At 71.7% G+C, this 25,450-nt stretch carries 23 protein-coding genes; 10 read left to right on the plus strand and 13 right to left on the minus strand.

Features of this window, described 5'->3' with window-relative positions; all coding sequences use genetic code 11:
- Window positions 1-143: 143 nt before the first annotated feature.
- The 4 genes from FIU83_RS11020 to rpoE form a co-directional block, all read right to left on the minus strand.
- Complete coding sequence (locus tag FIU83_RS11020) at window positions 144-1,574, minus strand: DegQ family serine endoprotease (protein WP_152484089.1); 1,431 nt, start codon at window positions 1,572-1,574, stop codon at window positions 144-146.
- A gap of 76 nt (window positions 1,575-1,650) precedes the next feature.
- On the minus strand, window positions 1,651-2,652 hold the full coding sequence (locus FIU83_RS11025; RefSeq protein WP_253939453.1) for a MucB/RseB C-terminal domain-containing protein: 1,002 nt from the start codon (window positions 2,650-2,652) through the stop codon (window positions 1,651-1,653).
- 53 nt (window positions 2,653-2,705) lie between these two features.
- Window positions 2,706-3,431, minus strand: a complete 726-nt coding sequence (locus tag FIU83_RS11030; RefSeq protein WP_152484091.1) for a sigma-E factor negative regulatory protein — start codon at window positions 3,429-3,431, stop codon at window positions 2,706-2,708.
- A gap of 199 nt (window positions 3,432-3,630) precedes the next feature.
- Window positions 3,631-4,236 (minus strand): RNA polymerase sigma factor RpoE, encoded by a 606-nt coding sequence (rpoE, locus tag FIU83_RS11035; RefSeq protein WP_108446890.1) that lies wholly within the window; start codon window positions 4,234-4,236, stop codon window positions 3,631-3,633.
- A 294-nt stretch (window positions 4,237-4,530) separates the two neighbouring features.
- On the opposite strand from rpoE, the gene FIU83_RS11040 reads away from it, so the two are divergent.
- Window positions 4,531-5,610, plus strand: coding sequence for a 3-deoxy-7-phosphoheptulonate synthase (locus FIU83_RS11040; RefSeq protein ID WP_152484092.1), 1,080 nt, complete (start codon window positions 4,531-4,533; stop codon window positions 5,608-5,610).
- A 114-nt stretch (window positions 5,611-5,724) separates the two neighbouring features.
- Here FIU83_RS11040 and FIU83_RS11045 read toward each other — a convergent pair whose 3' ends face one another.
- The 3 genes from FIU83_RS11045 to rhlB are packed head-to-tail and all read right to left on the minus strand — an operon-like array spanning window position 5,725 to window position 10,025.
- Entirely contained in the window at window positions 5,725-6,600 is an 876-nt protein-coding gene (locus FIU83_RS11045) for a hypothetical protein (protein WP_152484093.1), read from the minus strand.
- Entirely contained in the window at window positions 6,597-8,744 is a 2,148-nt protein-coding gene (gene dinG, locus FIU83_RS11050) for an ATP-dependent DNA helicase DinG (RefSeq protein ID WP_152484094.1), read from the minus strand. The genes FIU83_RS11045 and dinG overlap by 4 nt, the downstream gene beginning before the upstream one ends.
- Before the next feature lie 6 nt (window positions 8,745-8,750).
- A complete protein-coding gene (gene rhlB, locus FIU83_RS11055) occupies window positions 8,751-10,025 on the minus strand; it encodes an ATP-dependent RNA helicase RhlB (RefSeq protein ID WP_152484095.1) in 1,275 nt (424 codons plus the stop codon).
- A 167-nt stretch (window positions 10,026-10,192) separates the two neighbouring features.
- On the opposite strand from rhlB, the gene FIU83_RS11060 reads away from it, so the two are divergent.
- Together FIU83_RS11060 and xthA are read left to right on the plus strand one after the other, a co-directional pair.
- Complete coding sequence (locus FIU83_RS11060) at window positions 10,193-10,429, plus strand: hypothetical protein (protein ID WP_152484096.1); 237 nt, start codon at window positions 10,193-10,195, stop codon at window positions 10,427-10,429.
- Window positions 10,430-10,432: 3 nt separating this feature from the next.
- Window positions 10,433-11,260: an exodeoxyribonuclease III gene (xthA, locus tag FIU83_RS11065; protein WP_152484097.1), complete on the plus strand. Its 828-nt coding sequence runs from the start codon at window positions 10,433-10,435 to the stop codon at window positions 11,258-11,260.
- Here the strand turns inward: xthA and FIU83_RS11070 are convergent.
- The 6 genes from FIU83_RS11070 to FIU83_RS11095 are packed head-to-tail and all read right to left on the minus strand — an operon-like array spanning window position 11,227 to window position 16,324.
- Window positions 11,227-12,393, minus strand: a complete 1,167-nt coding sequence (locus tag FIU83_RS11070) for a hypothetical protein (RefSeq protein WP_152484098.1) — start codon at window positions 12,391-12,393, stop codon at window positions 11,227-11,229. The two genes, xthA and FIU83_RS11070, sit on opposite strands and share 34 nt — an antisense overlap.
- Before the next feature lie 4 nt (window positions 12,394-12,397).
- Entirely contained in the window at window positions 12,398-13,186 is a 789-nt protein-coding gene (locus tag FIU83_RS11075) for an energy transducer TonB (protein WP_152484099.1), read from the minus strand.
- The gene (locus FIU83_RS11080) at window positions 13,183-13,590 is read right to left on the minus strand and encodes a biopolymer transporter ExbD (protein WP_152484100.1); all 408 of its coding nucleotides are present in this window, start codon (window positions 13,588-13,590) and stop codon (window positions 13,183-13,185) included. Before FIU83_RS11080 ends, FIU83_RS11075 begins: the two co-directional genes overlap by 4 nt.
- A complete protein-coding gene (locus FIU83_RS11085) occupies window positions 13,583-14,116 on the minus strand; it encodes a MotA/TolQ/ExbB proton channel family protein (protein ID WP_152485340.1) in 534 nt (177 codons plus the stop codon). Before FIU83_RS11085 ends, FIU83_RS11080 begins: the two co-directional genes overlap by 8 nt.
- 4 nt (window positions 14,117-14,120) lie before the next feature.
- On the minus strand, window positions 14,121-15,533 hold the full coding sequence (locus tag FIU83_RS11090; RefSeq protein ID WP_152484101.1) for a MotA/TolQ/ExbB proton channel family protein: 1,413 nt from the start codon (window positions 15,531-15,533) through the stop codon (window positions 14,121-14,123).
- The gene (locus FIU83_RS11095; protein ID WP_253939454.1) at window positions 15,530-16,324 is read right to left on the minus strand and encodes a DUF3450 domain-containing protein; all 795 of its coding nucleotides are present in this window, start codon (window positions 16,322-16,324) and stop codon (window positions 15,530-15,532) included. Before FIU83_RS11095 ends, FIU83_RS11090 begins: the two co-directional genes overlap by 4 nt.
- A 205-nt stretch (window positions 16,325-16,529) precedes the next feature.
- Between FIU83_RS11095 and FIU83_RS11100 the strand changes: the two genes are divergently transcribed.
- The 7 genes from FIU83_RS11100 (at window position 16,530) to FIU83_RS11130 (ending at window position 25,441) form a co-directional block, all read left to right on the plus strand.
- Entirely contained in the window at window positions 16,530-18,071 is a 1,542-nt protein-coding gene (locus FIU83_RS11100; protein ID WP_253939455.1) for an aspartate aminotransferase family protein, read from the plus strand.
- Window positions 18,072-18,088: 17 nt separating this feature from the next.
- Complete coding sequence (locus FIU83_RS11105; protein WP_152484102.1) at window positions 18,089-19,417, plus strand: lysine N(6)-hydroxylase/L-ornithine N(5)-oxygenase family protein; 1,329 nt, start codon at window positions 18,089-18,091, stop codon at window positions 19,415-19,417.
- On the plus strand, window positions 19,414-20,586 hold the full coding sequence (locus FIU83_RS11110; RefSeq protein WP_152484103.1) for an MFS transporter: 1,173 nt from the start codon (window positions 19,414-19,416) through the stop codon (window positions 20,584-20,586). Before FIU83_RS11105 ends, FIU83_RS11110 begins: the two co-directional genes overlap by 4 nt.
- A gap of 3 nt (window positions 20,587-20,589) precedes the next feature.
- Window positions 20,590-23,046, plus strand: a complete 2,457-nt coding sequence (locus FIU83_RS11115; protein WP_152484104.1) for a GNAT family N-acetyltransferase — start codon at window positions 20,590-20,592, stop codon at window positions 23,044-23,046.
- A gap of 112 nt (window positions 23,047-23,158) precedes the next feature.
- Entirely contained in the window at window positions 23,159-23,665 is a 507-nt protein-coding gene (locus tag FIU83_RS11120; RefSeq protein WP_152484105.1) for an RNA polymerase sigma factor, read from the plus strand.
- 72 nt (window positions 23,666-23,737) lie between these two features.
- On the plus strand, window positions 23,738-24,505 hold the full coding sequence (gene fhuF, locus FIU83_RS11125) for a siderophore-iron reductase FhuF (protein WP_152484106.1): 768 nt from the start codon (window positions 23,738-23,740) through the stop codon (window positions 24,503-24,505).
- A 114-nt stretch (window positions 24,506-24,619) separates the two neighbouring features.
- Window positions 24,620-25,441, plus strand: coding sequence for a helix-turn-helix transcriptional regulator (locus tag FIU83_RS11130; protein WP_253939456.1), 822 nt, complete (start codon window positions 24,620-24,622; stop codon window positions 25,439-25,441).
- Window positions 25,442-25,450 lie beyond the last annotated feature (9 nt).

A 25,450-nucleotide genomic window follows, 5' to 3' on the forward strand; every position in this document is an offset into this window, starting at 1 on the left:
GGGGCTCTGATGGAATGGGCGCCATTGTAGCGGGATGCGCCTGCCAGATACAGCGACCCGACGGCGGCGGCCGTCGGGTCGCGATCCTGCCAGGGCTCACTCGGGGCCCGTCACGGGCCCGGCGGGCCTGCCGGGGAACCGGATCAGTCGCTGGCCAGGCGCATGGCCACGAACATCGAGCGGCCGTCGCGGAACAGGCGCACCGGGACCGCCCGGTCCTCGGGCAGCTCGGCCACGAGGTCCGCGAGCTGGTCGGGCGCCTCGACGGGACGGTGGTCGATGCTGACCAGCACGTCGCCGGCGCGCAGGCCCGCCGCGGCGGCGACGCCGCTCGGGTCGACCTCGACCACCCGCACGCCGTGCGCGATGCCCAGCGTCTCGCGCTCGTCCTCGTCGAGCGGCTGCACGGCGATGCCGAGCCGGCTCGGCGCCTCCTCGGAGGCGGACGCGGCGGTCTCGCCCCGGGCGTCCGGCCACTCGCCGAGGGTCACGGTCTCCTCGCGGCGCTCGCCGTCGCGCAGCAGGGTCAGCTCGACCTCGTTGCCCGGCGACACCTGGCCGATCAATCGCGGCAGGGTGCTGGACTGATCCACCTCGCGGCCGTTCACCGAGAGGATCACGTCGCCGGCCTCGAGGCCGCCGCGGGCCGCCGGCCCCTCGGGATCCAGGTCGGCGATCAGCGCGCCCTCGGCGGTCTCCATGCCGAAGGACTCGGCGAGGTCCCGGGAGACCGGCTGGATCATCACGCCGAGCCAGCCGCGGCTGACCTGGCCGTCGTCGCGCAGCTGGTCGGCGACGTCCATGGCGACATTGATCGGAATCGCGAAGGAGAGCCCCATGTAGCCGCCGCTGCGGGTGAGGATCTGCGAGTTCACCCCGATCACCTCGCCGTCGAGGTTGAAGAGCGGGCCGCCGGAATTGCCCGGATTGATGGCCACGTCGGTCTGGATGAAGGGCACGTAGGCGTCCCGCGGCAGGGTGCGGTCGATGGCGCTGATGATGCCGGCGGTCACCGAGTGGTCGAAGCCGAAGGGCGAGCCGATGGCCGCCACCCACTGGCCCACGCGCAGGCCGTCGGAGTCGCCGAGGGCCAGGGTGGGCAGGTCGTCGGCATCGACCTTGAGCACGGCGACATCGGTCTTGGCATCGGCCCCGACCAGCTCGGCCTGGAGCTCGCGGCGGTCGTTGAGGCGCACCACGATCTCGTCGGCCCCATCCACGACGTGGGCGTTGGTCATCACGTAGCCCGCCTCGTCGATGATGAACCCCGACCCCAGCGACTGGCGCTCCTCGCGGGGACGCTGACCGTGCCCCGGCGGCATCGGGAACTGCTCGCCGAAGCGGTCGCCGAAGAAGTGGCGAAAGATCTCGGGCATCTCGCGGCCGCCGAACTCGTGGAAGGACGGCCCGCGCCCCTCCACCGTGCGCGTGGTGGAGATGTTGACCACGCCGGGGGCGGCCGCCTCGACCAGCTCGGTGAAGTCCGGCAGGTCCCGAGCCATGGCCGATTGCCAGGCCAGCAGGGCCGTGGCCAGCAGCGTCCAGAGGGAGAGGTGTCGCGACATGCGTTTCATGAAGCACTCCTGGATCAACAGGGAGGGAAGATAAGCGCGTGCCTGTTCCTACCGCGCGCACGCCAAAAGGTTCCGATCAGGGCGCGGTATCGTCCGCCGCGGCCCGCCAGGTGACCGCGTCGGCCACACGGATCAGCACCCTCGGCGGCAGCTCCCCCATCACCACCACCTGGCGCACGCGACCGCCCAGCTCGCGGTGGCGTACCGCGGCATGGGAGACGCCAAGCCTGTGCAGGCCGGGCATCAGCTGCTCCTGGCCGGCGACGGGTTCGACGAAGAGACTCAGGGTCGCGAGGCCATCGCTGTAGACGCGATGGCCGATGGCGGTGTCGTGGCGGGGGCTGCGCGTCTGCACCGGCTTCGAGATGAAGCCGTCGGGCAGCCAGCCGGGCCGCCAGGGGTCGTCGGGGGCGGGGCGCCGGCGATCGAGGTCGATGGCCCCGCGGTGCAGGCGAGGCGGGTTCAGCTGGGTGATCTGGAAGGTCTCGACCACGCGCCCCCGTTCGTCCAGCAGGATCTGCTTGAGGGGCAGGCCCGTGGCCTTGTCGAGCCACAGGCGGTGGCCGTAGCGCAGCTCGTCCAGGGGCTCGATGTCGAGACGAACGGCGTTGCGGTTGGCGAGACGCTCCTCGCCACTCAGTCGCAGGCGATAGAACGCCTCGAGGTGCGCAACAAGCCCCGCCGGTGAGGCGGGCGTCGCCCCGTCGCCGTCGGCCCAGCTGAGGCGCCCGATGCGCCCGCGCCGCTCGAAGACCACTGGCGGGCCGTCGAGGAAGCGCGCCACCTCCCGCTCGACCCCCTCGACGACGTCGTGGGAGAGCGCCAGCGAGCGGACGCCGTCGCTGCCGATGCGCACGGCGCGGGCCTGGAAGGCATAGCAGTGGTTGGCCCAGAGGCTCCGCTCGAGCCACTCCCGAGCGCTCTCGGGAACGGGCCGGTTGCCAAGCGTCCGGCAGTCGAAGCGCTCGGCCACCTCGCTCGCAGTGGGACCTGGCTCGCCTGAGGCGGCCGCGTCGGTCTCATCGGCGCTATCCTGCGCGAGGCCCGCCAGCGGCCACGCCGCCAGCAGGCCGCTCAACAGGGCAATCGCAAGAGATCTCGTGACCCCGCGGGTCGAACGACCCGGCCACATCAGCGCTGACCCAGCGACTCGCTGCCGGAGGCGCGCAGCAGCGGCATCCAGGTATCGCCGCTACCGTAGGCCGCGCCCTCGGCGTGTCGGTCCAGGTAGGACTGCAGCAGCTGGGCCTGTTGCTGGTTGACGCGGGCGGATTGCCGCGGCGAGAGCACCAGCGGGGAGTCGACGCCGGCGCCCACCGTCATCAGGCCGCGTCCATCGCCGGCCGGCGTCTGGAAGAGCGGCAGGTCGGCGAGGGAGGGACGATCGATGGTGCGCGAGGCGGCCAGTTCCGAACCGCCGATCGCGGCCGGCGTGGCCTGCAGCTCGCCCCCGGCCAGGGGCTGTGACGGCACCTGGGAGGCCACGTCGGCAGGGGACTGCCCGCCGCCGAGGCCGCCGTGATAGAACTGCACGCCGGTGATCACCATCAGCGATACCGCGGCGGCGATCCCGGCTCCGCGCATGAACGACACGGGACGCCCCGCCTCGACGGTGTTCTTCCCCTCGACCTGCGGCAGCGGCTCATCCTCGAGCCTAGCCATGATGCCGGCGGAGAGGTCGGTGGCGACGTCGACCTCGTGCTCCCGACGCATCAGGCTGCGCATGAGGTGGTAGCGGCGCCAGGCATCGGCCGCGTCCGGGGACTCCTCCAGCGACTTGAGGACGCGACGCAGTTCCAGCTCATCCCCTTCGTTATCCATCAGGGCAGAAAGCGATTCCCGTGCGTTCTGACTCATTCTTCACACCTCACACTCGACAAGGCGACCCGCTCCGGGTCCTTTGACAGCTTGTATTTCCGACATCGGCGCGTGTCGCCCTGGCCATGTCGGCATGTACGTTCCCGCGGGTGGCGGGCCGGTCACCGCATATGACGTCGCAGACCGCGGACAGTTCAGCAAATCGTCAAAAAACATGCAGTTTCCAGGCTCGACCGGCTTACTCGGTCACCGATTCCTGGTTACGCGCGGTGGTGACCAGCGGGCGGATATGCTGGTCGACGGCCTCCCGAGCCCGGAAGATCCGCGAGCGCACGGTGCCCACGGGGCACTGCATGATCGCCGCGATGTCCTCATAGGAGAGCCCGTCGAGCTCGCGCAGGGTGATCGCCGTGCGCAGGTCATCGGGCAGGGCCTCGATCGCCTCGAAGATGGCCGACTGCAGCTGGTCCCGCGCCATGGCCGCCTCCGGCGTCTCGGCGTCGGCCAGCCGCCCGCTGTGGTCGACGATCTCGGCGTCGACGATATCGAGATCGCTGCCCGGGGGCCGGCGCCCCTTGGAGACCAGGTAGTTCTTGGCGGTGTTGATGGCGATGCGGTACATCCAGGTATAGAAGGCGCTCTCGGCGCGAAACTTCCCCAGCGCCCGATAGGCCTTGATGAAGGCCTCCTGGGCGACGTCCTGCACCTCGGCATGGTCGTGCACGTAGCGACTGATCAGGCCGATGATCTTGTGCTGGTACTTCTTCACCAGCAGGTCGAAGGCGCGGCTGTCCCCTTTCTGGGCCCGCTCGACGAGCTGCTGGTCGGTTTCCCGGGTGCCCATTCAGCCCCTCCCTGAACGGAAAGGCGTGGATGACGACCCGAGCGCGGGTCGCGAAAGCTGTGTTGTCGCTAGCATAGTGTCAACCTGGGGCGTCTCGCCGCTGAAGGGTCGGGTCATGGGTCTCGAAGAGTACAAGTGTTCCTGTTTCTTGAACGTGCATCAAGCCGATCGACGCGCCGACGCTCGCCGCGCCCCTCGCGAGCGACCCGACGGCGATTGAATTTGCTGGCCACGCGCGCGATAGTAGATGCCAGTGAATTTTGCCACCAGCGCCGACACGACACAGGAAGCACCATGTCAGAACAGCAGGTCAACAACCTCAACGTCCTCGCCCAGGACGTGCTGATCACCCCCGAGGACCTCAAGCGGGAGATCCCCCTCACCGAGGCCGCTGAGCGCACGGTGATCGAGGGTCGCGAGACCATCCAGGCCATCCTCGACGGCCGCGACCCCCGCCTGCTGATGGTGGTGGGCCCGTGCTCCATCCACGACGTGGACGCCGCCCTGGACTATGCGCGCCGGCTGCGCCGCCTGGCCGACGAGGTCAAGGAGAGCCTCTACATCGTGATGCGCGTCTACTTCGAGAAGCCGCGCACCACCGTGGGCTGGAAGGGCCTGATCAACGATCCGCACCTCAACGGCTCCTTCGAGATCGAGGAGGGGCTGCATATCGCCCGCAAGCTGCTGGTGGACCTGGCCGAGATGGGCCTGCCGCTGGCCACCGAGGCGCTGGATCCGATCTCGCCCCAGTACCTGCAGGACTGCATCAGCTGGTCGGCCATCGGCGCCCGCACCACCGAATCCCAGACCCACCGCGAGATGTCCTCCGGCCTCTCCTGCCCGGTGGGCTTCAAGAACGGCACCGACGGCAGCCTCGATGTCGCCGTCAATGCCCTGCAGTCGGTGGCCCACCCGCACAACTTCCTGGGCATCGACCAGGCCGGCCGGGTGGCGATCATCCGTACCCGCGGCAACGCCTATGGCCACGTGGTGCTGCGCGGCGGCAACGGCAAGCCCAACTACGACAGCGTCAGCGTGGCGCTGGCCGAGCAGGAGCTGAACCAGGCCAACCTGAAGCCCAACATCATGATCGACTGCTCCCACGCCAACTCCAACAAGGACGCGGCGCTGCAGCCGCTGGTGCTGGATAACGTCACCAACCAGATCCTCGAGGGCAACCACTCGATCATCGGCCTGATGGTCGAGTCCAACCTCGGCTGGGGCAACCAGAAGATGACCGAGGATCCCGCCGATCTCACCTACGGGGTGTCGATCACCGACGCCTGCATCGACTGGGACACCACCGTCGAGGCCTTCAAGCGCATGGACGAGAAGCTCGCCCCGGTGCTGGCCAAGCGTCGCCAGGCGGCCTGAGCGCCCTGCCCCGCGCCTCGCGCGATCATCGACGCGTAGCGCGACCCTGAAAGAGACGGGCCCGCCATTCGGCGGGCCCGTGGCGTTGGTGGCGGGGTCTCGGCCTGCCGCACCTCAGGGCGCGAGCGACGCCGGACGCGCCGCGTGATCCCCGATCAGCTCACCCGCCCAGTCCAGCGCCTCGGGATAGGCCGTGGCGTCGAGCACGAACTCCTGGCCCCGGGCCACGGCGCGCAGCGCGACGTGATCGGCCCGCCGGCGCCAGCGGCCGGGGTCGGCATGGTAGGAGAGCGGCGGCCGGCCGCCGTGCGGATGGCACCAGGCGGGGAGCCGCCAGTCGGAGACCTTGTCGGCGTCCGGCGCGGTGAGGCGCAGGGCCGGCGCCTCATGGGGAAAGATGCCGGCACCCGGCAGGGGCTCGGCGAGCCCGTCGAGGGCCAGGCGACGCCGGGCCACATAGAGGACGTTGTTGGCCGCCCGGCGCTGGCAGTGCGGGTGGCCGCTCGCCCAGGCCAGCGCCGCCGGCAGCGGGCCGTCCAGGGGCAGCACGCGCTCCACCTGCATCCAGCCCCAGAGCACGTGGCGGGGGCGCGCCTCCGGCACGAAGGCCCAGCCGCCGGGACCTCGGGCCACGTCACGGAAGAGTCCGAAGAACAGGAACAGGTCCCCCGGCCCGACGCCCTGGTTGCGCAGGTGGCCCTGGGCCTGGCCCATCTGGCCGAACAGCGGCCGCCAGCCCGGCGGACGCGGCAGGCTCTCTTCCAGCAGGTCGGGGTCGAGGTGCACCCGGTCGCGGCCGGTGAGCCGGCCCCGGGTCAGGTCGGTGACCAGCGGCCCCAGGGGCTCGCCGTCCTGGGCGAGCTCGCCGTAGGCGGTGAGGGAGCGCTCGTCGGGAATCGGCAGCACGATCAGCCGTCCGTCGGGCAGGACCGGGCTCGGCACCCCACCGGCGGCGCTGTCGAACCCCTTGCGGCTGAGGATCAGCTTCACTGCGGGCCCTGGGCCACGCCGTCGATCTCGCGCACGAAGGGCGGCAAGGCGTCGAGCAGCGCGCGGCCGTAGCGGCGGGTCAGCACCCGGCGATCGAGCAGCGTGATGCGGCCCTGGTCGGCTTCCTTGCGGATCAGCCGGCCGCAGGCCTGCACCAGCTTGATCGAGGCGTCGGGCACGCTGATGCGCATGAAGGGGTTGCCGCCCCGGCTCTCGATCCACTCGGCGAGGGTCGCCCCCACCGGATCATCGGGCACCGAGAAGGGCAGCCGGGTGATCACCACGTGGGTCAGGTAGTCGCCGGGCAGGTCGATGCCCTCGGCGAAGCTCGCCAGGCCGAAGATGATGCTGCCCTCCCCCGCGTCGACCCGCGCCCGGTGGCGGGTGATCAGCTCGCGCTTGGGCAGCCGGTCCTGGGCCAGCACCCGCTCGCGTCGCGCCCGGGAGAGCGCCTTCTCCACGCCGCGCAGCTGCGCTCGGGACGAGAAGAGCATCAGCACCGCCTCGTCCTCGCCGAGGACCTCGACGAAGTCGACGATGGCGCGTTCGTGGCCCTCGCGGTCGGCGGGGTCGACCGCCTCCCGGGGCACGCTGAGCACCGCCCGGGAGTAGTCGAAGGGACTCGGCAGGCGCTGGTAGCGGTAGCGGTTGGCGAGCCCCGCCCGCTCCTGGAGCCGCTCGAAGCGACCCAGCGCCGTCAGGGTCGCCGAGGTGACCACGGCACCGAAGGTGCTGCCCCAGAGGGTGCGCGCCAGGGTGTGCGCCGCGGAGACCGGGCTCGCCGAGAAGGTCAGCTCCGGCTCGCCGTTGAAGCGCTCGAGGGTCAGCCAGCGTGCCCGGGGCGGCTCGCCCTCGGGGTCCGTCTCGGCGAAGGCCAGCCACAGGGCATGGGCCTCCAGGGCCCGGCCGTGCAGCAGCGCCAGAAGCGGCAGCCAGGCCTCGGCCTGCTCCCGGGGGAGGCCGGTGTGCTTCTCCGGGTCGAGGCTCTCGCGCAGGATGTCCGCCATGGACTCCAGGGTCCGCGAGAGCTCGGCGAACAGCGTCACCAGGCCGTCGGCGTGCTCGCGCAACGCGTCCGGCACGCGCCCCATCTCGAAGCGATGGTGGCGATGCTCCTCGCCGTCGCCGAGCCCCTGGGGTCGGCCGGCGAGCTGGTGGCCCAGCGCGAAGGCCTCGCCGAGGCGCGGCTCCAGCACGTTGATCGCCTCGGGCAGCCCGGCCAGCAGGCGAGCCAGGGTCGGCTGCACGGCCAGCGCCTGGTTGAGCTCGGTGAGCGAGCTCTTCAGGGTGCGCAGCCAGCGCAGCGCCCCGCCGACGGCGACGCGATGGGTGAAGTGCTGCAGCGCCTTGTCGGGCAGGTGATGCCCCTCGTCGAAGACGTGGATGCAGTCGCCCGGATCGGGCAGCACCACGCCGCCGCCCAGCGCCAGGTCGGCCAGCACCAGGTCATGGTTGGCGACGATGACGTCGGCGCTGTCGAGGTGACGGCGGGAACGGAAGAAGGCGCAGGCCGAGAAGTGGCCGCAGCGGCGGTTGGTGCACTGGCGGTGATCGACGGTCAGCCGGCGCCAGTGGGCGTCGTCGATGGCCTCGGGCCAGCTGTCGCGATCGCCCTCCCAGCGACCGTTGCCATAGGCGTCGCCGAGCTCCTTGACCAGCGCCTGGAAGTCGTCGCCACCGCTCGCGAGCGACTGCTCGAAGAGCGACAGCGTCGGGTTCTCATCGCCCCCGTCCATCGCCTGGTCGAGGCGCGCCGCGCAGACATAGCGGCCGCGCCCCTTGGCCAGGGCATAGTCGAAGGCGAGCCCGCTGTGGGCCTTGAGCGACGGCAGGTCCTGATGGAGCACCTGCTCCTGCAGGGCGACGGTGGCGGTGGCGATGACGAGTCGCTTGCCGCGGGCCTTGGCCACCGGCAGGGCGGCCAGCAGGTAGGCCAGGGTCTTGCCGGTGCCGGTACCGGCCTCGAGCACGCAGACGTGCTCGTCGCTGGCTCGCCGGCCCGCATCGTCCGCCTCGATGCTCGCCAGGGTGCGGGCGATCTCGGCGATCATCAGCCGCTGCCCGTAGCGCGGGGTCAGCCCCAGGCCCTCGAGCACGCGGCGATAGGCCTCCTGGATCTCGCCCTTCAGCGCCTCATCAAGCATGGGCCGTCAGAGCAGCCCTTCCGGCGGATGCTCGCAGGGCAGCTTGTCGTTGATATAGCGCTCGATCTCCGGCAGGGAGAAGGCGTCCTCCTCGCCGACGAAGCTGATCGACACGCCCTTGGCGCCGGCGCGGCCGGTGCGGCCGATGCGGTGGACGTAGTCCTCCGGATCCTCCGGCAGGGTGTAGTTGATCACGTGGCTGACGTCCTCGATGTGGATGCCGCGTCCCGCCACGTCGGTGGCCACCAGCACCTGGATCTGGCCCTCGCGGAACTTCTCGAGGGTCTCGATGCGCTGGTTCTGGGGCACGTCACCGGAGAGCATGGCGGCGTTGATGCCGGCCTTCTCGAGCAGGTCGTCGAGCTTGCGCACCAGGTCGCGGCGGTTGCCGAAGACCATCACGCGCTCGAAGCTCTCCTGCTGGAGCAGGTTGACCAGCAGGCGCTGCTTGTCCTCGTCGCCGACCAGGTAGACACGCTGGTCGATGTCGGCGGCGTTGTCGACGGTGACCGCGATCTCCACGTGGGCCGGCTGGTGGGTCCACTGGCTGGCCAGGTTGAGGATGTCCTGGCTGAAGGTCGCCGAGAACAGGAAGGTCTGGCGCTGCTCGGTGTTCGGCGTATGGCGGATGATGCGCTTGACGTCGGGAATGAAGCCCATCGACAGCATGCGGTCGGCCTCGTCGAGCACCAGCACTTCCACCTGGGTCAGGTCGACGTCGCGCTTCTCGTGGAAGTCCAGCAGCCGTCCCGGGGTGGCGACGAGGATGTCGAGCCTGTCACCCAGCGCCTCGCGCTGCTTCTGGTAGTCCATGCCGCCCACCACGCTCGCCACCTTGAGGTCGGTGAAGCGCGCCAGCGCCTTGGCGTCCTTCTCGATCTGCAGCGCCAGTTCGCGGGTCGGGGCCACGATCAGCGCCCGCGGGGCGCCCGGCTTCTGGGCGTTGGGCGCCTCCTCCTCGAGGAAGTAGGCGAGGATCGAGATCAGGAAGGCCGCGGTCTTGCCGGTGCCGGTCTGGGCCTTGCCCACCACGTCGCCGCCGAGCAGGGTCTGGGCCAGCGCCTCGGCCTGGATCGGCGTGCAGTACTCGAACCCCAGGGCGTGGATCGCCCGCATCAGCGGCAGCGGCAGATCGAAGTCGTGAAAACGCCACTTGCCCGCCACGGCGGGCACCTGGAACTGGCGCAGATCCCAGTTCGACTGACGCCGCCGCGGCTTGCGCCGACGACGCTTGGGCTTGCGGTTCTGGGCCGGTGCTGGGGTCTGTTCCGACTCGCTCATAGGCTGTGCTGTCTTGTCCGTTGGGTGGATGAGGTGCGTGACGCAAACCGGCATTGTAACAGCCTCCGGCGGCGAGGGCGCCCCCGGACACCCGCCGGCGCTCGATTGCGGTCGGCGAGGGAGGCTACGGCTGCTAGAATGGCGCCCTTACTTGCAGGAGTTGCAGCATGACACGCCGAAAGAAGACCCGTTCGCTGGCCGACAAGGTGCAGATCCGCACCGGCCGGCGCAAGGATTTCAAGAAGTGGCGCCACGAGAATCCCGACCAGGTGACCTCGTCGACCCGCTTCACCCAGAAGAAGCGCCAGCAGCGCAAGCTGCAGGCGGCCCGCAAGCTGGCCCGCCAGGAGGCGGGCCAGCCCATCGCGATCCACTCCGACGCGCCCGAGCAGAAGGACGACTGACCGATGCGCCTGGTGTCATTCAACATCAACGGCATCCGTGCCCGCCTGCACCAGCTCGAGGCCCTGATCGAGGCCCATCGCCCGGCGGTGATCGGCCTGCAGGAGACCAAGGTCCAGGACAGCGAGTTCCCCGTGGCCGCCGTGGAGGCGATGGGCTATCGGGTCGAATACCACGGCCAGAAGGGCCACTACGGCGTGGCCCTGATGATCGACACCGCCCAGTGCGGCGAGCCCGAGGCGGTGTTCAAGGGCTTCCCCGACGACGGCGACGACGCCCAGCGCCGCATGATCGGCGCACGGCTCGCCCCGGGCGGCGGAACGCCGATCACGGTCTGGAACGGCTACTTCCCTCAGGGCGAGAACGTCGAGCACCCGGTGAAGTTTCCCCACAAGCGCGCCTTCTATGCCCAGCTCCAGCGCCTGCTGGAGACCCAGCACCGCGCCGACGAGCGCCTGGCGGTGATGGGCGACTTCAACATCTCCCCCGAGGACATCGACATCGGCATCGGCGAGGCCAACCGCAAGCGCTGGCTGCGCGAGGGCAAGACCAGCTTCCAGCCGGTGGAGCGCGAGTGGCTCGCCGGCATCAAGGCCTGGGGGCTGACCGACAGCTACCGCCTCCGCTACCCGGCGGTCGACGACCGCTTCAGCTGGTTCGACTACCGCTCCCGCGGCTTCGAGCGCGATCCCCGCCGCGGGCTGCGCATCGACCATATCCTGGTCACGCCCCCGCTCGCCGAGCGCGTCGCGGACGCCGGCATCGACTACGACCTGCGCGCCATGGAGAAGCCTTCGGATCACGCCCCGGTCTGGACCGAGCTCTCGCTCTGATCGCCAGGCGCCGCGGCGCCCTCCCCCGCCCCGCCGGGCAACGAGGCGAGCCACGCCGCGGCCTCTTCGGCGCCCAGCGCCCGGGCTCGTCTGAGGGCCCGCCCCGTCAGCGCCGCCTCGCCCCAGCCGTGGGCAAGCTGGCCCAGGCGCAGCCAGTCGTCGGCCTGCCCGCTCTGGCGGGCGACCACCTCCCAGGCCGAGAGCGCCCGGTCGTGATCGCGGGCCGCCTCCCAGGCCGTGGCGAGCAGGCGCCGATGGCGATCGTCGCCTGCCAGCACGCCGGCCGCGAGCCCCCGCGCCAGATGCTCGGCGGCCCGCGCCGGGGTGCCGCCGGCGAGGTGCAGCCGGGCCAGACGCCTGAGGTCCTGCGCGCCTGACAGCGCGCCCTGCCGCCAGCCGGCCTCCCAGAGCCCCGCGGCGAGAGCCGGCTCCCCCAGCCGCTGAGCCAGGGCCGCGGCCCGGCGCCAGGCCCGGGGCGACGCGTCGCGATCCAGCCCCTCGCGCAGCAGCGACAGCACCTCGCCGTCGCGCCCCGCCCGACGATAGATCGAGAGCGCCAGGGCCCGGCGCTCGGCCTCTCGGGGCCGCGCGGCCAGGGCATCGAGCCGGGCGGCGGCCGCCTCCCAGCGCTCGAGCTCGGCCAGCCAGCCGATCAGCCGCCAGCGCTCCTCGACGGCCGGCGCCGAGGCCGCCTCCAGCCAGCGACCGAGGCGCGCCGCGGCCTCGGCGGTCTTGCCCGCGGCGCGAAACTGCAGCGCCGCCTCCCGGAGCCGCGCCTCTCGCCAGGCCGCGGGCGCCACCTCGCTGCCCGCCGCGCTGGAAAGCCAGGCGGCGGCCTGGGCGTGCTCGCCGCGCCGCGCCGCGGCCCCGGCGGCGAGCTGCCAGTAGAGGGCCCGCGCCCAGCGATCCGCGGCGTTGCCTCCCGCCAGGCGCTCGGCCTGACGGCTCGCCCGCTCGCTCACCTCGGCGGGGGCCTGCTCGAGCCGCGCCTCGAGGCCCTTCAGGTCGCGGATGAAGCTTCCCGGCAGGGCCGGCTGGGCCTGCACCGAGGCACCGGCCAGCAGCAGCCCGGCGGCGAGGCCAACGCGCAGGCGTCGCGACAGGGGACGGCATCGAATCACGGCATGCGACATGGGCTCACCTCAGCTGGAACTCGAGACGCTGGCGGGCGCGACGCAGGCGGCCGTCGGCCTCGAAGCGCCAGTCGGCCACGGCGCGCGTGGCCGCCTCGTCGAAGACGCGCCGGGGCCGGGCCTCGACCACACGGACCGAACCGGCCTTGACCCGGCCATCGGGGCGAATCAGGAACTCCACCACCACGTGGCCCTCGAGGCCTCGACGCTGGGCGCGTCGCGGGTAGCTCGGCGGCACGCGCCGGGTCGGCGTCGCCTGGCCCACGTCCTGCACCGCCTGCCGGCCCCCGTCGTTGGCGCTCGGCGCCTCCTGCCCCGACGCGGCGGACGACGGCGTCGCCGTGGCCTCGGGGGACGTCGCCGAGGAGCTCGCGGGCTCGGGCGACGGGGTCGGCTCCGGCGGCAGGTCGGGCGCGGGGTCGGGGCGTGGTTCTGGCGTCGGCGCCGCCTCGGTCAGCTCGGGCAGCGCGCTGTCCGGCTCGGCGACCGCCTCGGGCCGCTCCGGCAAGGGGTCGGCCGGCGGCTCCGGCAGCGTCAGGGGGCTGGCGGGTAGCGGCGCCGGTGGCGGCGGGCTGGGCGGCGCCGGTGCCGGGGTCGGCGGCGCGCTGGGGGCGGGCGCCGGCGCCGCGGCCGGTTCGGCCGGCGACTCGGTAGCGGCGGACAGGCGCATCGTCATGGTGGTCTCGCGCATCTCGACCTCCGCCTCGGGCGGCGCCACCAGCAGCGCCAGCCCCCAGAACAGCAGCAGTGCCAGGGACGCGCCGGCGAGACCCGCCAGGGGCCAGCGAATCACGCCCCCTCCCGGGCGGCGGCCACCGCGATCTCGTCGATGCCCGCCTCACGCAGGCGATCCATCACCTCGACCAGCAGGCCGGTGGTGGAGGCGCGATCGGCCTGGATCACCACCCCGCCCTGCTCGCTCACCAGCGGCGCCACGGCCTCGCCGACGCGATGTGTGTCCACCGGCGCTCCGTCGACCCACACCGCGCCCTCGGCGGTCAGGGCCACCATCACCTGGGCCTCGGGCCGCGGCGTCGCGTCGCTGGACTGGGGACGCTCTATCTCCACCCCGCTCTCCTTGACGAAGCTGGTGGTGACGATGAAGAAGATCAGCATGATGAAGACCACGTCGAGCATCGGGGTCAGGTTGACCTCGCTGGTCTCGCCGCTGTCGGCACTCAGGCGACGCCTACGCATCGGGCTCCTCCACGGCGCGGGCCATGCGGTCGTGCAGCCGCTGGTCCTCGCGCCGGATGATGTGTTCGAGACGGGTGGTGAAGAGCAGGCCGGCCACCGCCACGGCCATGCCGGCGAGGGTCGGCAGCGTGGCCCGGGCGACGCCGTCGGCCATGGCGCGGGCCTGGCTGGTCTCGCTGGCGGCCAGGCCCTCGAAGACGGTGATCATGCCGGTCACCGTGCCCAGCAGGCCGAGCAGCGGGCAGAGCGCCACCAGCAGCCTGAGCCACGGCAGCGGGCGGCGCAGCCGGGCGATCAGCGCCTGGGTCCAGACCTCGCGCAGGGTCAGCGCGCTCCAGCTGGCATGCTCGTCGCGGCTCACCCAGCGCGCCACCAGGGCCTGGCGTTCGCGGCGCCAGACGAACCGGAAGTAGCACCAGCGCTCCAGCGCCAGGGAGAAGAGCAGCATGGCCACCGCGCCGATGGCCACCAGCACCGGCCCGCCGGCCTGGCCCAGCCAGGCGAGCGGCGCGGTGGCGCCCTCCATCGCCTCAGGCCAGGGCAGCGTCATGACGCGACTCGCGACGCGAAGCGGGGGCCGGCAGGGCCTCGAAGTGCTCGGCCAGCGCAGCGCTGGCCCGCCCCTCGATCACCCCGGAGAGCCAGCGGCTGCGGCTGGCGAGCGCGGTATGCGCGAGCATCAGCGGCACCGCGGTGATCAGGCCCAGCACCGTGGTGACCAGCGCCTGGCTGATGCCGCCGGCCATCAGCTGGGGGTCGCCGGTACCGAACACGGTGATCGACTGGAAGGTGCCGATCATGCCGGTCACGGTGCCGAGCAGCCCCAGCAGCGGGGCCACCGCCGCCAGCAGCTTGACCAGCGCCTGGCCCCGCTCGAGCCGCGGCAGCTCGGCGAGGAGTGCCTCGTCCAGGCGCGCCTCCAGCGCCTCGGGAACGAGCCCCTGGCGCAGCGTCTGCACCTTGGCCAGCACCCGACCCAGGGGATTGTCGTCGCGCAGACGCGCGCCGTCCCGCAGCTGGCGGCGCAGCCGCGCGCTCACGACCAGCAGGTAGGCGTACTGGCCCAGGGCGATCATGAGCCCCAGCCCCCCCAGCGCCACCACCACGTAGCCCACGGCGCCGCCCTGATGGAAGCGCGCCAGCAGGTCGGGGCGCTGGGCCAGCGCCTCCAGCAGCTCGCCGCCCGTGGGATCGAGCACGACCCGTTCGCCCTCCCCGGCGGCGAAGGCCGCCAGGGTCTCGCCGGCCTCGTCGGGCGTCGCCGCCATCGCTGCCGGGGGCAGGTCGGGCGAGTCGCGCCGCAGCCAGCGCCCGTCGCCGATCAGGGCGAGATCTCCCAGCCGCAGCACCTCCCGGGGCTCGACGCGGCCGTCGGCCGAGGCCGCCGGCAGAGTAAGCCGCTCGATGCGCCCGGTCTCACGGGTGAAGGCCATCAGCGCATCGGCCAGCGACTCGATCCGCGCAAGGTTCGGCAGCGTGTCCGCCTCGCCGCGCGCGGGCAGCGCGGGCCCGTCGAGGGTGAGCCAGCTCTGGCCGAGGGCGTCGCGCAGCTCGCCGACGTGGCGCTCCAGCACCGGCTCGACGGCGGAGAGCTCGCCCCCCTGGTCCTGCTGGCGAGTCTCCAGCGCCTCGCGGCGCGCCTGCTGCTCGTCACGCCGTGCCTCGAGGGCCTGGCGACGCTCGGCCGCCGCCTCGCGTCGCTCGCGTGCCGCCTCGACGGCATCGCGCAGGGCGTCGCGATCGTCGACCAGCGCGGCGAGCCGCGCCCTGTCCCGGGCGAGCTCGGCCTGGCGCGCCTCGGCGAAGGAGGCCGGGGCGTCCTGCCGGAGCTGGGGGGCAGGCTGGGCATCGGCCTGGGGCTCGGCCTGGGCCTGGAGCAGCGCCGCCGGCAGCAGCAGGGCGCCACAGAGCAGCAGGCGGCTCGCGTAGCGTGACAGCGTCATGAGGCATTCTCCCCGGTCTCGTGGGTGGTCGCGTCTCCGGAGATCGGCTGGGAGACCGGCAGCGTCAGCAGCGCCGGCGCTCGCTGCTCCCGGGCGATGCGCAGGCCCTTTTCGAGGGCCTGGCGCGACGCCTTGTCGAGGGGCTGCCAGGCCTGTGCCTCGGCCTTCCACACGCCGCCCTCGCGAGCGTCAGGCGTCAGGTAGTAGAAGCCGATCCGGCCCAGCCGCAGGAAGTCCACCTCCCGCTCGCCGTCCAGCAGGCCGCGCCAGGCGTCCAGCTCGCGGCCGTAGGCGAGCTCGCCGCGCCAGGCGGCAAGCACGCGATCCAGGCGCTCGGCGGGCGCCAGCGCCGGGTCGGAGAGCGCGCGCTCCAGGCTCGCGACCCGAGCGCGGCGCTCGTCGCGCAGGAACGGCAGGTCGGCCTCGATCCAACCGTCGAGGCGCTCGACCATCCCCCGCAGCAGGGGCGGCAGCCCCTCGCGAGTCGTCGCGGCGCCCTCCAGGGCGCGCTCGCGGCGCGCGAGCGTCGCCTCCTGGCGCTCCACCAGGCGCTCGAGCTCGGCGTTGTAGGCCTCGACCCGCTGGGCCTCGGCCCTCGACTCGCGCAGCTCGCCGATCAGGCGACGCGTCTCGTCGTCGGCGGCATCGATGCGCGCCTGCAGCTCGGCCTGGTGACGCTGCGCCTCGGCCGATCGGTCGACCAGCGACGCCTGCCCCTGTCCATAAGCCAGGCCGGCACCGCACAGGCCGACGACCGCGATCAGCGCGGCGGGGAAGCGATACGTCCTCACGTTGGCTCTCCGATAAAGGTCTCGAACGACGCGAGACAGTGACACAAATGGGAATGCTTATCAATGCATCTCACGAACCTGGCGTGCCACGGAAAATTTTTCTTCGCCGGTGGTTCAGAACCACCAGGCAGATCCGTCGTGAGTAGGACAACATCATTAATCGATAATGATTATCAATAAAATCCCTGACCCGACTGGAGTGCCCATGATACAGACGGACGTCGTCGACGGGCGGCTCACCCGCCACGCCTTCCCCCTCATGAACGCCCGCCATGCCGAGGCCTACTGGCAGCAGGCGACCCGCTGCATCGACCTGGTGAGGCGCAAGGTGGCCGAGGTCGAGCGGCCGTTCACCGGCGCCCGGCCCGAGGAGCTGCGCGGCCGCTTCGAGGCCATCGACCTCGACGCACCGCTCGGCGAGCTGCGCCCGGCCCTGGAGGAGCTGGAGCACGTCTACCTGGACGACGCCGTCTACTTCCATCATCCGCGCTACGTGGCCCACCTGAACTGCCCGGTGGTGCTGCCGGGCGTGCTCGCCGAGGCGATCCTGGCGCCGATCAACTCCTCGCTGGACACCTTCGACCAGAGCGCCGGCGGCACCTTCATCGAGCAGTCGCTGATCGACTGGACGGCGGAGCGCATCGGCCTCGGCGAGGACGCCGACGGCGTGTTCACCAGCGGCGGCACCCAGTCGAACCTGATGGCGCTGATGATCGCCCGCGACCATCACGGCGCGCGCCAGGACCGCCCCGGCGGCAACAAGCAGCAGGGCCTGCCGGCGGACCATCGGCGGCTGCGCATCCTCGGCTCGGAGCTCAGCCACTTCAGCCTGCAGAAGTCGGCGGCGATCCTCGGGCTCGGCTACCAGGCGGTGATGCCGGTGGCCACCGATGCGGACTACCGCATGGACCCGCAGGCGCTCAAGGCGCGCCTCGAGGAGTGCATCGCCCTCGACCTGGTCCCGATCGCGGTGGTGGCCACCGCCGGCACCACCGACTTCGGCAGCATCGACCCGCTCGAGGAGATCGCCGCGCTGTGCCGCGAGCACGGCATCTGGCTGCACGTCGACGCCGCCTACGGCGGGGGCCTGCTGTGCTCGCGCCGCGAGCGCCACCGCCTGGCCGGCATCGAGCACGCCGACTCGGTCACCGTCGACTATCACAAGACCTTCTTCCAGCCGGTGAGCTGCAGCGCCTTCCTGGTGCGCCGCGCCAGCGATCTGCGCCACGTCACCCATCACGCCGACTACCTGAACCCCGAGAGCCAGGCGCTGGCCGGCACGCCGGACCAGGTCAACAAGAGCCTGCAGACCACCAAGCGCTTCGACGCCCTGAAGCTGTGGATGACGCTGCGCATCATGGGCGCCGACGCCCTGGGCGAGATGTTCGAGCGGGTCATGGACCTGGCCGGCGAGGCCCACGCGCGGCTGTCCGCCCGGCCCGACATCGAGGTGCTGCTCGACCCGCCGCTCAGCACCCTGATCTTCCGCTATCGGCCCGAGGAGCTCGACCTGGACGACGAGGCGCTGGACGCCCTGAACGCCCACGTGCGCGCCGCCCTCTCGCGCCACGGCGAGGCGGTGATCGCCGCCACCCGGGTCGATGGTCGCCGCTACCTGAAGTTCACCCTGCTCAACCCGGAGACCACCGTCGACGACCTCAGCGCCATCGTCGAGTGCATCGGCGCCCACGCCCGCGCCTGGTGCGATGGCGCCGCCACCGCCTCGGCCCACGCCGTCGCCTCTTGATGCCACGAGACCTGTCCATGACCCAGCACGTTCACGACTTCATCGCCATCGGCCTCGGGCCCTTCAACCTGGGGCTGGCCTGCCTGGCCGACCCCATCGAGGAGCTCGACGGGCTGTTCCTCGAGCGCCGCGACGGCTTCGACTGGCACCCGGGCATGCTGCTGGAGGACGCCACCCTGCAGACGCCCTTCCTCGCCGACCTGGTGACCATGGCCGACCCCACCAGCCGCTTCAGCGTGCTCAACTACCTGAAGCAGCAGGGCCGGCTCTACAACTTCTATATCCGCGAGAGCTTCTTCCTGCTGCGCAACGAGTACAACCGCTACTGCCAGTGGGCGGTGGAACAGCTCGACAGCGTGCGCTTCTCCACCGAGGTGGAGCGAGTGGAGTTCGAGGACGCCAGCGGCCTCTACCGCGTGAGCTGCCGCGACACCGGCAGCGGCGAGGCGCGCGAGTACCTGGCCCGCCATCTGGTGCTCGGCACCGGCACCACGCCCTGGCTGCCCGAGGGCTGCCGCGACGTCGAGCCGCGGCCGATGCACTCCGGCGAGTACCTCCAGCGCAAGGCCGAGCTGCAGCGCCAGCCGGCGATCACCGTGGTCGGCAGCGGCCAGAGCGCGGCCGAGATCTACCGCGACCTGCTCGCCGACATCGACCGCTTCGGCTACCGGCTCGACTGGATCACCCGCTCGCCGCGCTTCTTCCCGCTGGAGTACGCCAAGCTGACCCTGGAGATGACCTCGCCGGACTACATCGACTACTTCCACGCCCTGCCCGAGGCGACGCGCAACGCGCTGACGCGGGAACAGAAGGGCCTCTACAAGGGCATCAACGAGGACCTGATCAACGACATCTACGACCTGCGCTACGCCAAGGAGCTGGTCGGCGAGGTGCGCTCGTCGCTGTTCACCAACGCCCAGCTCGAGACCTGCCGTTTCGATGCCGAGCGCGGCGAGTACGACCTGACCCTGTGGCACACCGAGCAGCAGCGCCACTATCGCCATCGCACCCAGGCGCTGGTCATGGCCACCGGCTACCGCTACCACATGCCGGACTTCCTGGCGCCGATCGCCTCGCGCATCGCCTTCGACGAGGCCGGGCGCTTCGCGGTGGGCCGCTTCTACGACATCGACGGCGGCGAGGGCCGGCTGTTCGTGCAGAACGCCGAGCTGCATACCCACAGCCTGGCGGCCCCGGACCTGGGCATGGGCCCCTATCGCAACGCCTGCCTGATCCGCGCGATGACCGGGAAGGAGATCTACCCGGTGGAACGACGCATCGCCTATCAGCGCTTCGGCGCGCCCGACGAGGCGGTCTTCGACCCCGAGCAAGCGGAGCCCGCATGACCCCGACGCCCTGGCTGGTGGCGGTGACCGCGGTGGCGGTGATCAGCGATGCCATGCTGCTGCCCTTCTACCCGCAGTTCTTCGACGCGCGCTTCGGCGTGACGGACCCGTCCCACGTCGGCGCCTACCTGGCGATGAGTTGCCTGGTGGTGCTGGTGGCGCTGCCCGCCTGGGCGCGCCTGGCGCGCCGGGTCGGCACCCTGCCGCTGCTGCTGGTCACCCAGCTGGTGGCGGGCGGGCTCAGCCTCGCCTGCGCCGTGGTCACCTCGCTGCCGTGGTTCTGGGGCCTGTCGCTGGCGATGCTGGTGGCCAAGGCCAGCTACCTGCTGGTCTACCCCTACCTGATGCACTTCGAGCCCCAGGATCGCCACGCGACCCTGATCGGCACCCTCTCGGTCGTCGTGCACGCCGGCGGCATCCTCGGCGCCATGGTCGGCGGCCTGGTGCTGGAGCACTGGGCCGCGGCCCAGGTGTTCCGCGTGATGGCGCTGGGCGACGCCCTGCAGGTCGCGGTCTGCGCCTGGCTGATCCGCCGCGGCCGCGCGCCGCATGCGGCACCGGCCACCGAGCGGGGGCCGGCCTCCAGCGGCGCCATCCTGCGTCTGGGCCTGGTGATGCTGCTGTTCTACTTCAGCGCCTACCTGGCACGGCCGTTCTTCGCCCGCTACTGGGAGCTGGCCTCCGGGCTCTCCGGCGAGGTGCTGGCGGGCGCGGTGTTCGCCATCCCCGGCGCCGTGGCGGTGGCCCTGCTGGCGATCGACCTGCTCGCGCGCCGCCCCGCCGGCCAGACCATCCTGCTGCCGCTGGCCATCGGCCTCGTCGGCCTGCTGCTGCAGGCCAGCGGCGAGGTCACCGCACTGCTGGCCGGTCGGGTGCTGTTCGGCTGGGCGCTGTTCCGCATCACCGTGCGCCTGGAGCTGCGCCTGTTCCAGCTCAGCACGCCCGACCGCTACGCCAGCGACTTCAGCAAGGTCCACGTCTTCCAGGGCCTCGGCGTGCTCGTCGCCTCCTGGGGCGCCGGCCGCCTGGTCGAGGCCTTCGGGCTGACCGCTCCCTTCCTCGTCGCCGCGACGGGCCTGGCGCTGTGCGCCCTGGCCTACCGGCGGCTGCTGGCCGGCGCCGAGACGCGCCCGGCCGCCCCCTCCGATTCCGTTTCTGCAAGGACCTGATCCATGACCCTGTTCCAACCGACGCCGACCACCCAGCCCCTCTATTCGCGCCACGCCCAGGGGCTCGGCACCTTCACGCTGCGCCCGCTGCACCTGCCCGAGGACCTGGCGCTGATCCACGAGTGGGTCACCGCACCGCGGGCCCATTTCTGGGGCATGCAGGGCCACTCGCCGGAGCGCGTGCAGGCCTTCTATCGCGAGCTCCAGGAGAGCGAGCACGCCCAGGGCTACCTGGGGCTGTTCGACGGCCGGCCGGCCTTCCTGGTCGAGTGCTACGACCCGCGCCACGACCCCATCGGCCGCCACTATGACGTAGCCGAGGGCGACCGCGGCATGCACTTCCTGGTGGCCCCGGCCGAGACGCCGCTGCCCGGCTTCAGCACCCAGGTGATCACCGCCATCCTGGCCTTCATGTTCGAGGATCCGGCGACGCGTCGCATCGTGGTGGAGCCGGACGTCAATAACCGCCGGATCCATCCGCTCAACCGCCGGGTCGGCTTCGTCTACGACCGCGAGGTCGCGCTCGAGGACAAGACCGCCCATCTGGCCTTCTGCGACCGCCAGGGCTTCGCCGCGGCGGTGAGCCGGCAGAACCCGCGCCTGGATCCGGCCCTCGCCGCCGACCCGGCCAGCGCCGCCGGCCACCTGCGCCCCGAGCTCTGGGCCCGGGCCAACCGCTGGCTGATCCGCAAGGCGATCGCCGAGTTCGGCCACGAGCGGCTGCTGGCCCCCGAGGCCGTGAACGCCGGCACGGCGGGCGACGACGAGGCCGCCGACTATCGGCTGAGCGCCCCCGAGGGCAACGTCGAGTACCGCTTCCGCGCCCGGCGCCGGGCGCTGGATCACTGGGCGATCGAGCTCGACTCGCTGGAGAAGCGCGTCGACGGCGCCCCCGCCGAGCTCGACGCCCAGCAGTTCATCCTCGAGTTCCGCGGCCCGCTCGGCATCGGCGAGGCGATGCTGCCGCTCTATCTGGAGGAGGTGGCCAGCACCCTGTTCGGCGGCGCCTACAAGCTCGACGGCACCCGCCCGGACGCCGCCGGCCTGGTCGACGCCGACTTCCAGACCCTGGAGGCCACCATGACCGAGGGCCATCCGGTGTTCGTGGCCAACAACGGCCGCATGGGCTTCGACGCCGTGGACTATCACGCCTACGCCCCGGAGGCCGCCGCGCCGATCACCCTGGTGTGGCTCGCCGTGCACCGCGAGGACGCCCACTACAGCGCCATCGAGGGGCTCGAGTACGAGGCCCTGCTGCGCGACGAACTCGGCGAGGCGACGCTTCACGACTTCCACCGCCGCCTCGAGGCCCGCGGGCTCGATCCCGCCGACTACCTGCTGATGCCGGCGCATCCGTGGCAGTGGTTCCACAAGCTGGCCATCACCTTCGCCGGCGAGGTGGCCCGCCAGCGCATCGTCTGCCTGGGCTACGGCAGCGACCAGTACCGCGCCCAGCAGTCGATCCGCACCTGGTTCAATACCAGCCGGCCGAGCCGGCGCTACGTGAAGACCGCGCTGTCGATCCTCAACATGGGCTTCATGCGCGGCCTCTCGCCGAGCTACATGCGCGCCACGCCGGCGATCAACGACTGGATCAAGCGCCTGGTCGACGGCGACCCGGAGCTCCGCGCCCAGGGCTTCACGGTGCTGCGCGAGGAGGCCGCCATCGGCTTTCGCCGCGACGCCGTCGAGCCGGCCTTCGACACCTACAGTGCCTACAAGAAGATGCTCGCCTGCCTGTGGCGCGAGAGCCCGGAGCACTACCAGCAGGACGGCCAGCGGCTGATGACCATGGCCGCGCTGCTCCACGTCGACGGCGACGAGCGGGCGCTGCTGCCGCGGCTGATCGCGCGCTCGGGCCTCACTACCGAGGACTGGCTGTCGCGCTACCTGCGGGCCTACTTCCGCCCGCTGCTGCACTGCTTCTTCGCCTATGACCTGGTGTTCATGCCCCACGGCGAGAACCTGATCCTGCAGCTCGAGGACGGCGTGCCGGTGCGCGCGATCATGAAGGACATCGCCGAGGAGATCGGCATCATGAACGTCGATGCCGAGCTGCCCGAGGCCATCGCCCGCATCGCCGTGGACGTGCCGGAGCCGCTCAAGGTGCTGTCGATCTTCACCGACGTCTTCGACTGCTTTCTGCGCTTCATGTCGGCGATCCTCGTCGAACAGGGCGACATCAGCGAGTCGCGCTTCTGGGCGCTGGTGGCCGACTGCGTGATCGACTACCAGCGGGACCATCCCGAGTTCGCCGACAGGTTCGCCCGCCACGACCTGTTCGCCCCGGAGTTCACCCGCTCCTGCCTGAACCGGCTGCAGCTCAACAACCACCAGCAGATGATCGACCTGGCCGACCCGGCCAAGAACCTGCAGTTCGCCGGCACCCTCGACAACCCGATCGCCGCCTACCGACCGGCGACCGAAACGCCTCATTCCCTCGAGGACGTCCTGGCCTGACCCCGTCCGCTGGCCAGGCATCGCCCCGACGGGGAAAGCCTGGCCAGCGGCCATTGATAACAAGTCTCATTAACACATAATACGCGACCTCGGTTCCCAGGACGGAGCTCCCATGACGGCCCACCCCGATCTCGATGCCTTCTTCCGGCGTCACGCCACGGACCTCGCTGGCTACCTGCGGCGGCAGCTTTCCTGCCCCCACCTCGTCGAGGACCTCTGCCAGGAGGTCTTCCTGCGTCTCGGCCAGCACCCCGAACACGACCGGCTCGACGAGCCCCGGGCCTACCTGTTCCGGATGGCGCGCAACCTGGTCATCGACCATCATCGACGCTGCCGCTCGCGCCCTACCAGCCACCCCCTGGACGACCCCGCGCTCTGCCTCGCCTGTCCGCGCCCCTGCCCCGAGGAGGCGACCGAGCGCCGCCTCTGCCTCATGCGAATGCGAGAGGCCCTGGACGCCCTGCCGGAACGGCTGCGCCAGGCGCTGACCTGGCACCGCCTCGAGGGCATGACCCAGGCGGAGATCGGCCGTCGCCTTGGCGTCTCCGAACGCATGGCCGGGCGCTACGTGGCCCAGGCCATCGAGCGGTGTCGAGCACGGCTGGCGGACGCCGCCTGACGCAGAAGGCTTATTTGATAACGATTATTGTTTTATTTATCATCCGAGAACGACGTTCCCGGCGGAGGCCCCATGACCCACGCGCTGTCGACGCTCTATCTCGGCCCCCTGGAGGGCCTGACGCCGCCCCGGGTCTCGCCGACGCCCGGCCCGGACGCCCTGCCCGCCCGCACCCTGCTGGAGTCGGCCTACCTCGCCGAGCTCTTCGAGCGCTTCGGCCGCACCTACGGCCACGGCGACCGCCGGGCGGTGGCCTCGCTCTGGTCCAAGTGGCACTTCAGCGCGCTTGCCGCCCATGGCCTGGCGGCCAACCTGCTGCTCGAGCGCGACCTGCCGCTGGGGCTTGATGAGCTGCACCTGGTGCAGTCCGACGAGGGGCAGACCGCCGGGCTGGTGCTGCCCCATGCCGGCAAGCCCCTGGCCGAGCTCGATCCCGGCGCGCGCTTCGCCACCCTGCTCGACGCTCACCTGACGCCGCTGATCGAGGCGCTGGCCGGGGCCACCGGCGCCTCACCCAAGGTGTTCTGGAGCAACGCCGGCAACTACTTCGAGTACTTCGCCGACGCCCTGGCCGATCACCCCATGGCCGGCCCGGGCGTGGGCGAGCCCGCCCAAGCGCTGATGGAGCGCCGCTCCCTGCCCGACGGCCGCCGCAACCCGCTCTTTCGCCCGGTGCGCTACGTCACGCCCGCCGACCCGGGCAAGCCCGCCCGGGTGCGCCGGCTGTGCTGCATCCGCTACCTGATCGACGAACTGGGCTACTGCGCCAACTGCCCGCTGGCGTGTCGCCACGGCAAAACGGCGGCAAGGGGCACGGAGATGGCCAGGGCGAGCGCATGAAGGCGACAGGAACCCCGGCGCGCACACACGCCCCGGGACCTGCACGCCTATGGCCGGCACTACGGCCTCGACTATCGGGTGCCGGGCCTCGCGCCAAGCGCCGAGGTGCCGGTGATGACCGGGACGGTGCGGGAATTCTCGCCGCGCCCGGGGATGCAGCTGGTCACCTCCGACGTGGAGGTGATCCACCGCTACGACTCGCGCTCCCGCATCCCCTCGCCGCTGTCGATCGTGGTCATGCTGGAGGGCCATGCCGAGGTCAGCCTCGCGCACCGCAGCCTGACGCTGACCCCCGGCATGGCGCTGAGCCTGCGCCTCGAGCCCCATCGGGGCCTCGCCGCTTCCCAGCCGGCGGGCCAGCGCCTGCGGGCCCTGACCCTCGGCCTCGACGAGACCTGCCTGACCCGGCTCGGGATGCGCCCGTCGGGCGCCTCCGCCTGCCCGCTCCGGGCCTGGCGGCTCCCCGAGCCGCTCCGCGAGGGGCTCGAACGGGCCCTCGCCGAGCCGCTCGCGGGCGAGGCCCAGCGACTGCTGCTCGAGGGGCTGAGCCTGCAGCTGGTGGCCTACGGCGCCCATGTCGAGGACCCCATGCCACTCCGTGCACCTCGCCGGGCCTCCCGGGAACACGAGCGCCTGGCGCGGGTCTGTGAGGCCCTGCAACAAGACCCCGCCGCCGAGCACTGCCTGGCCGACCTGGCCGAGATCGCCGCCATGAGCCCCGCGAGCCTGCGCCGCAAGTTCCAGGCCGCCTACGGGCGCACGGTGTTCGACTACCGGCGCGAGTGCCGGCTGGCGCTGGCCCACGACTATCTCGCACGGGGCTTCAGCGTCCAGCAGGCCGCCCACTTCTCCGGCTACCGCCACGCCAGCAACTTCGCCACCGCCTTTCGTCGTCGGTTCGGCTACCCACCGAGTTCCCTGCCCACGGCGACCTGATCACCTCGG

The sequence above is a fragment of the Halomonas sp. THAF5a genome (assembly GCF_009363755.1).
Taxonomy (GTDB): domain Bacteria; phylum Pseudomonadota; class Gammaproteobacteria; order Pseudomonadales; family Halomonadaceae; genus Halomonas.

Bases quoted from the DNA above. Each gene is read 5' to 3' on its own strand.
- FIU83_RS11105 (WP_152484102.1), top strand. From the start codon at position 18,089: ATGACCCAGCACGTTCACGACTTCATCGCCATCGGCCTCGGGCCCTTC.
- FIU83_RS11090 (WP_152484101.1), bottom strand. From the start codon at position 15,533: ATGACGCTGTCACGCTACGCGAGCCGCCTGCTGCTCTGTGGCGCCCTG.
- FIU83_RS11100 (WP_253939455.1), top strand. From the start codon at position 16,530: ATGATACAGACGGACGTCGTCGACGGGCGGCTCACCCGCCACGCCTTC.
- FIU83_RS11060 (WP_152484096.1), top strand. From the start codon at position 10,193: ATGACACGCCGAAAGAAGACCCGTTCGCTGGCCGACAAGGTGCAGATC.
- FIU83_RS11080 (WP_152484100.1), bottom strand. From the start codon at position 13,590: ATGCGTAGGCGTCGCCTGAGTGCCGACAGCGGCGAGACCAGCGAGGTC.
- rpoE (WP_108446890.1), bottom strand. From the start codon at position 4,236: ATGGGCACCCGGGAAACCGACCAGCAGCTCGTCGAGCGGGCCCAGAAA.
- rhlB (WP_152484095.1), bottom strand. From the start codon at position 10,025: ATGAGCGAGTCGGAACAGACCCCAGCACCGGCCCAGAACCGCAAGCCC.
- dinG (WP_152484094.1), bottom strand. From the start codon at position 8,744: ATGCTTGATGAGGCGCTGAAGGGCGAGATCCAGGAGGCCTATCGCCGC.
- FIU83_RS11070 (WP_152484098.1), bottom strand. From the start codon at position 12,393: ATGTCGCATGCCGTGATTCGATGCCGTCCCCTGTCGCGACGCCTGCGC.
- FIU83_RS11085 (WP_152485340.1), bottom strand. From the start codon at position 14,116: ATGGAGGGCGCCACCGCGCCGCTCGCCTGGCTGGGCCAGGCCGGCGGG.
- FIU83_RS11110 (WP_152484103.1), top strand. From the start codon at position 19,414: ATGACCCCGACGCCCTGGCTGGTGGCGGTGACCGCGGTGGCGGTGATC.
- FIU83_RS11040 (WP_152484092.1), top strand. From the start codon at position 4,531: ATGTCAGAACAGCAGGTCAACAACCTCAACGTCCTCGCCCAGGACGTG.
- FIU83_RS11130 (WP_253939456.1), top strand. From the start codon at position 24,620: ATGACCGGGACGGTGCGGGAATTCTCGCCGCGCCCGGGGATGCAGCTG.
- xthA (WP_152484097.1), top strand. From the start codon at position 10,433: ATGCGCCTGGTGTCATTCAACATCAACGGCATCCGTGCCCGCCTGCAC.
- fhuF (WP_152484106.1), top strand. From the start codon at position 23,738: ATGACCCACGCGCTGTCGACGCTCTATCTCGGCCCCCTGGAGGGCCTG.
- FIU83_RS11120 (WP_152484105.1), top strand. From the start codon at position 23,159: ATGACGGCCCACCCCGATCTCGATGCCTTCTTCCGGCGTCACGCCACG.
- FIU83_RS11115 (WP_152484104.1), top strand. From the start codon at position 20,590: ATGACCCTGTTCCAACCGACGCCGACCACCCAGCCCCTCTATTCGCGC.
- FIU83_RS11020 (WP_152484089.1), bottom strand. From the start codon at position 1,574: ATGAAACGCATGTCGCGACACCTCTCCCTCTGGACGCTGCTGGCCACG.
- FIU83_RS11030 (WP_152484091.1), bottom strand. From the start codon at position 3,431: ATGAGTCAGAACGCACGGGAATCGCTTTCTGCCCTGATGGATAACGAA.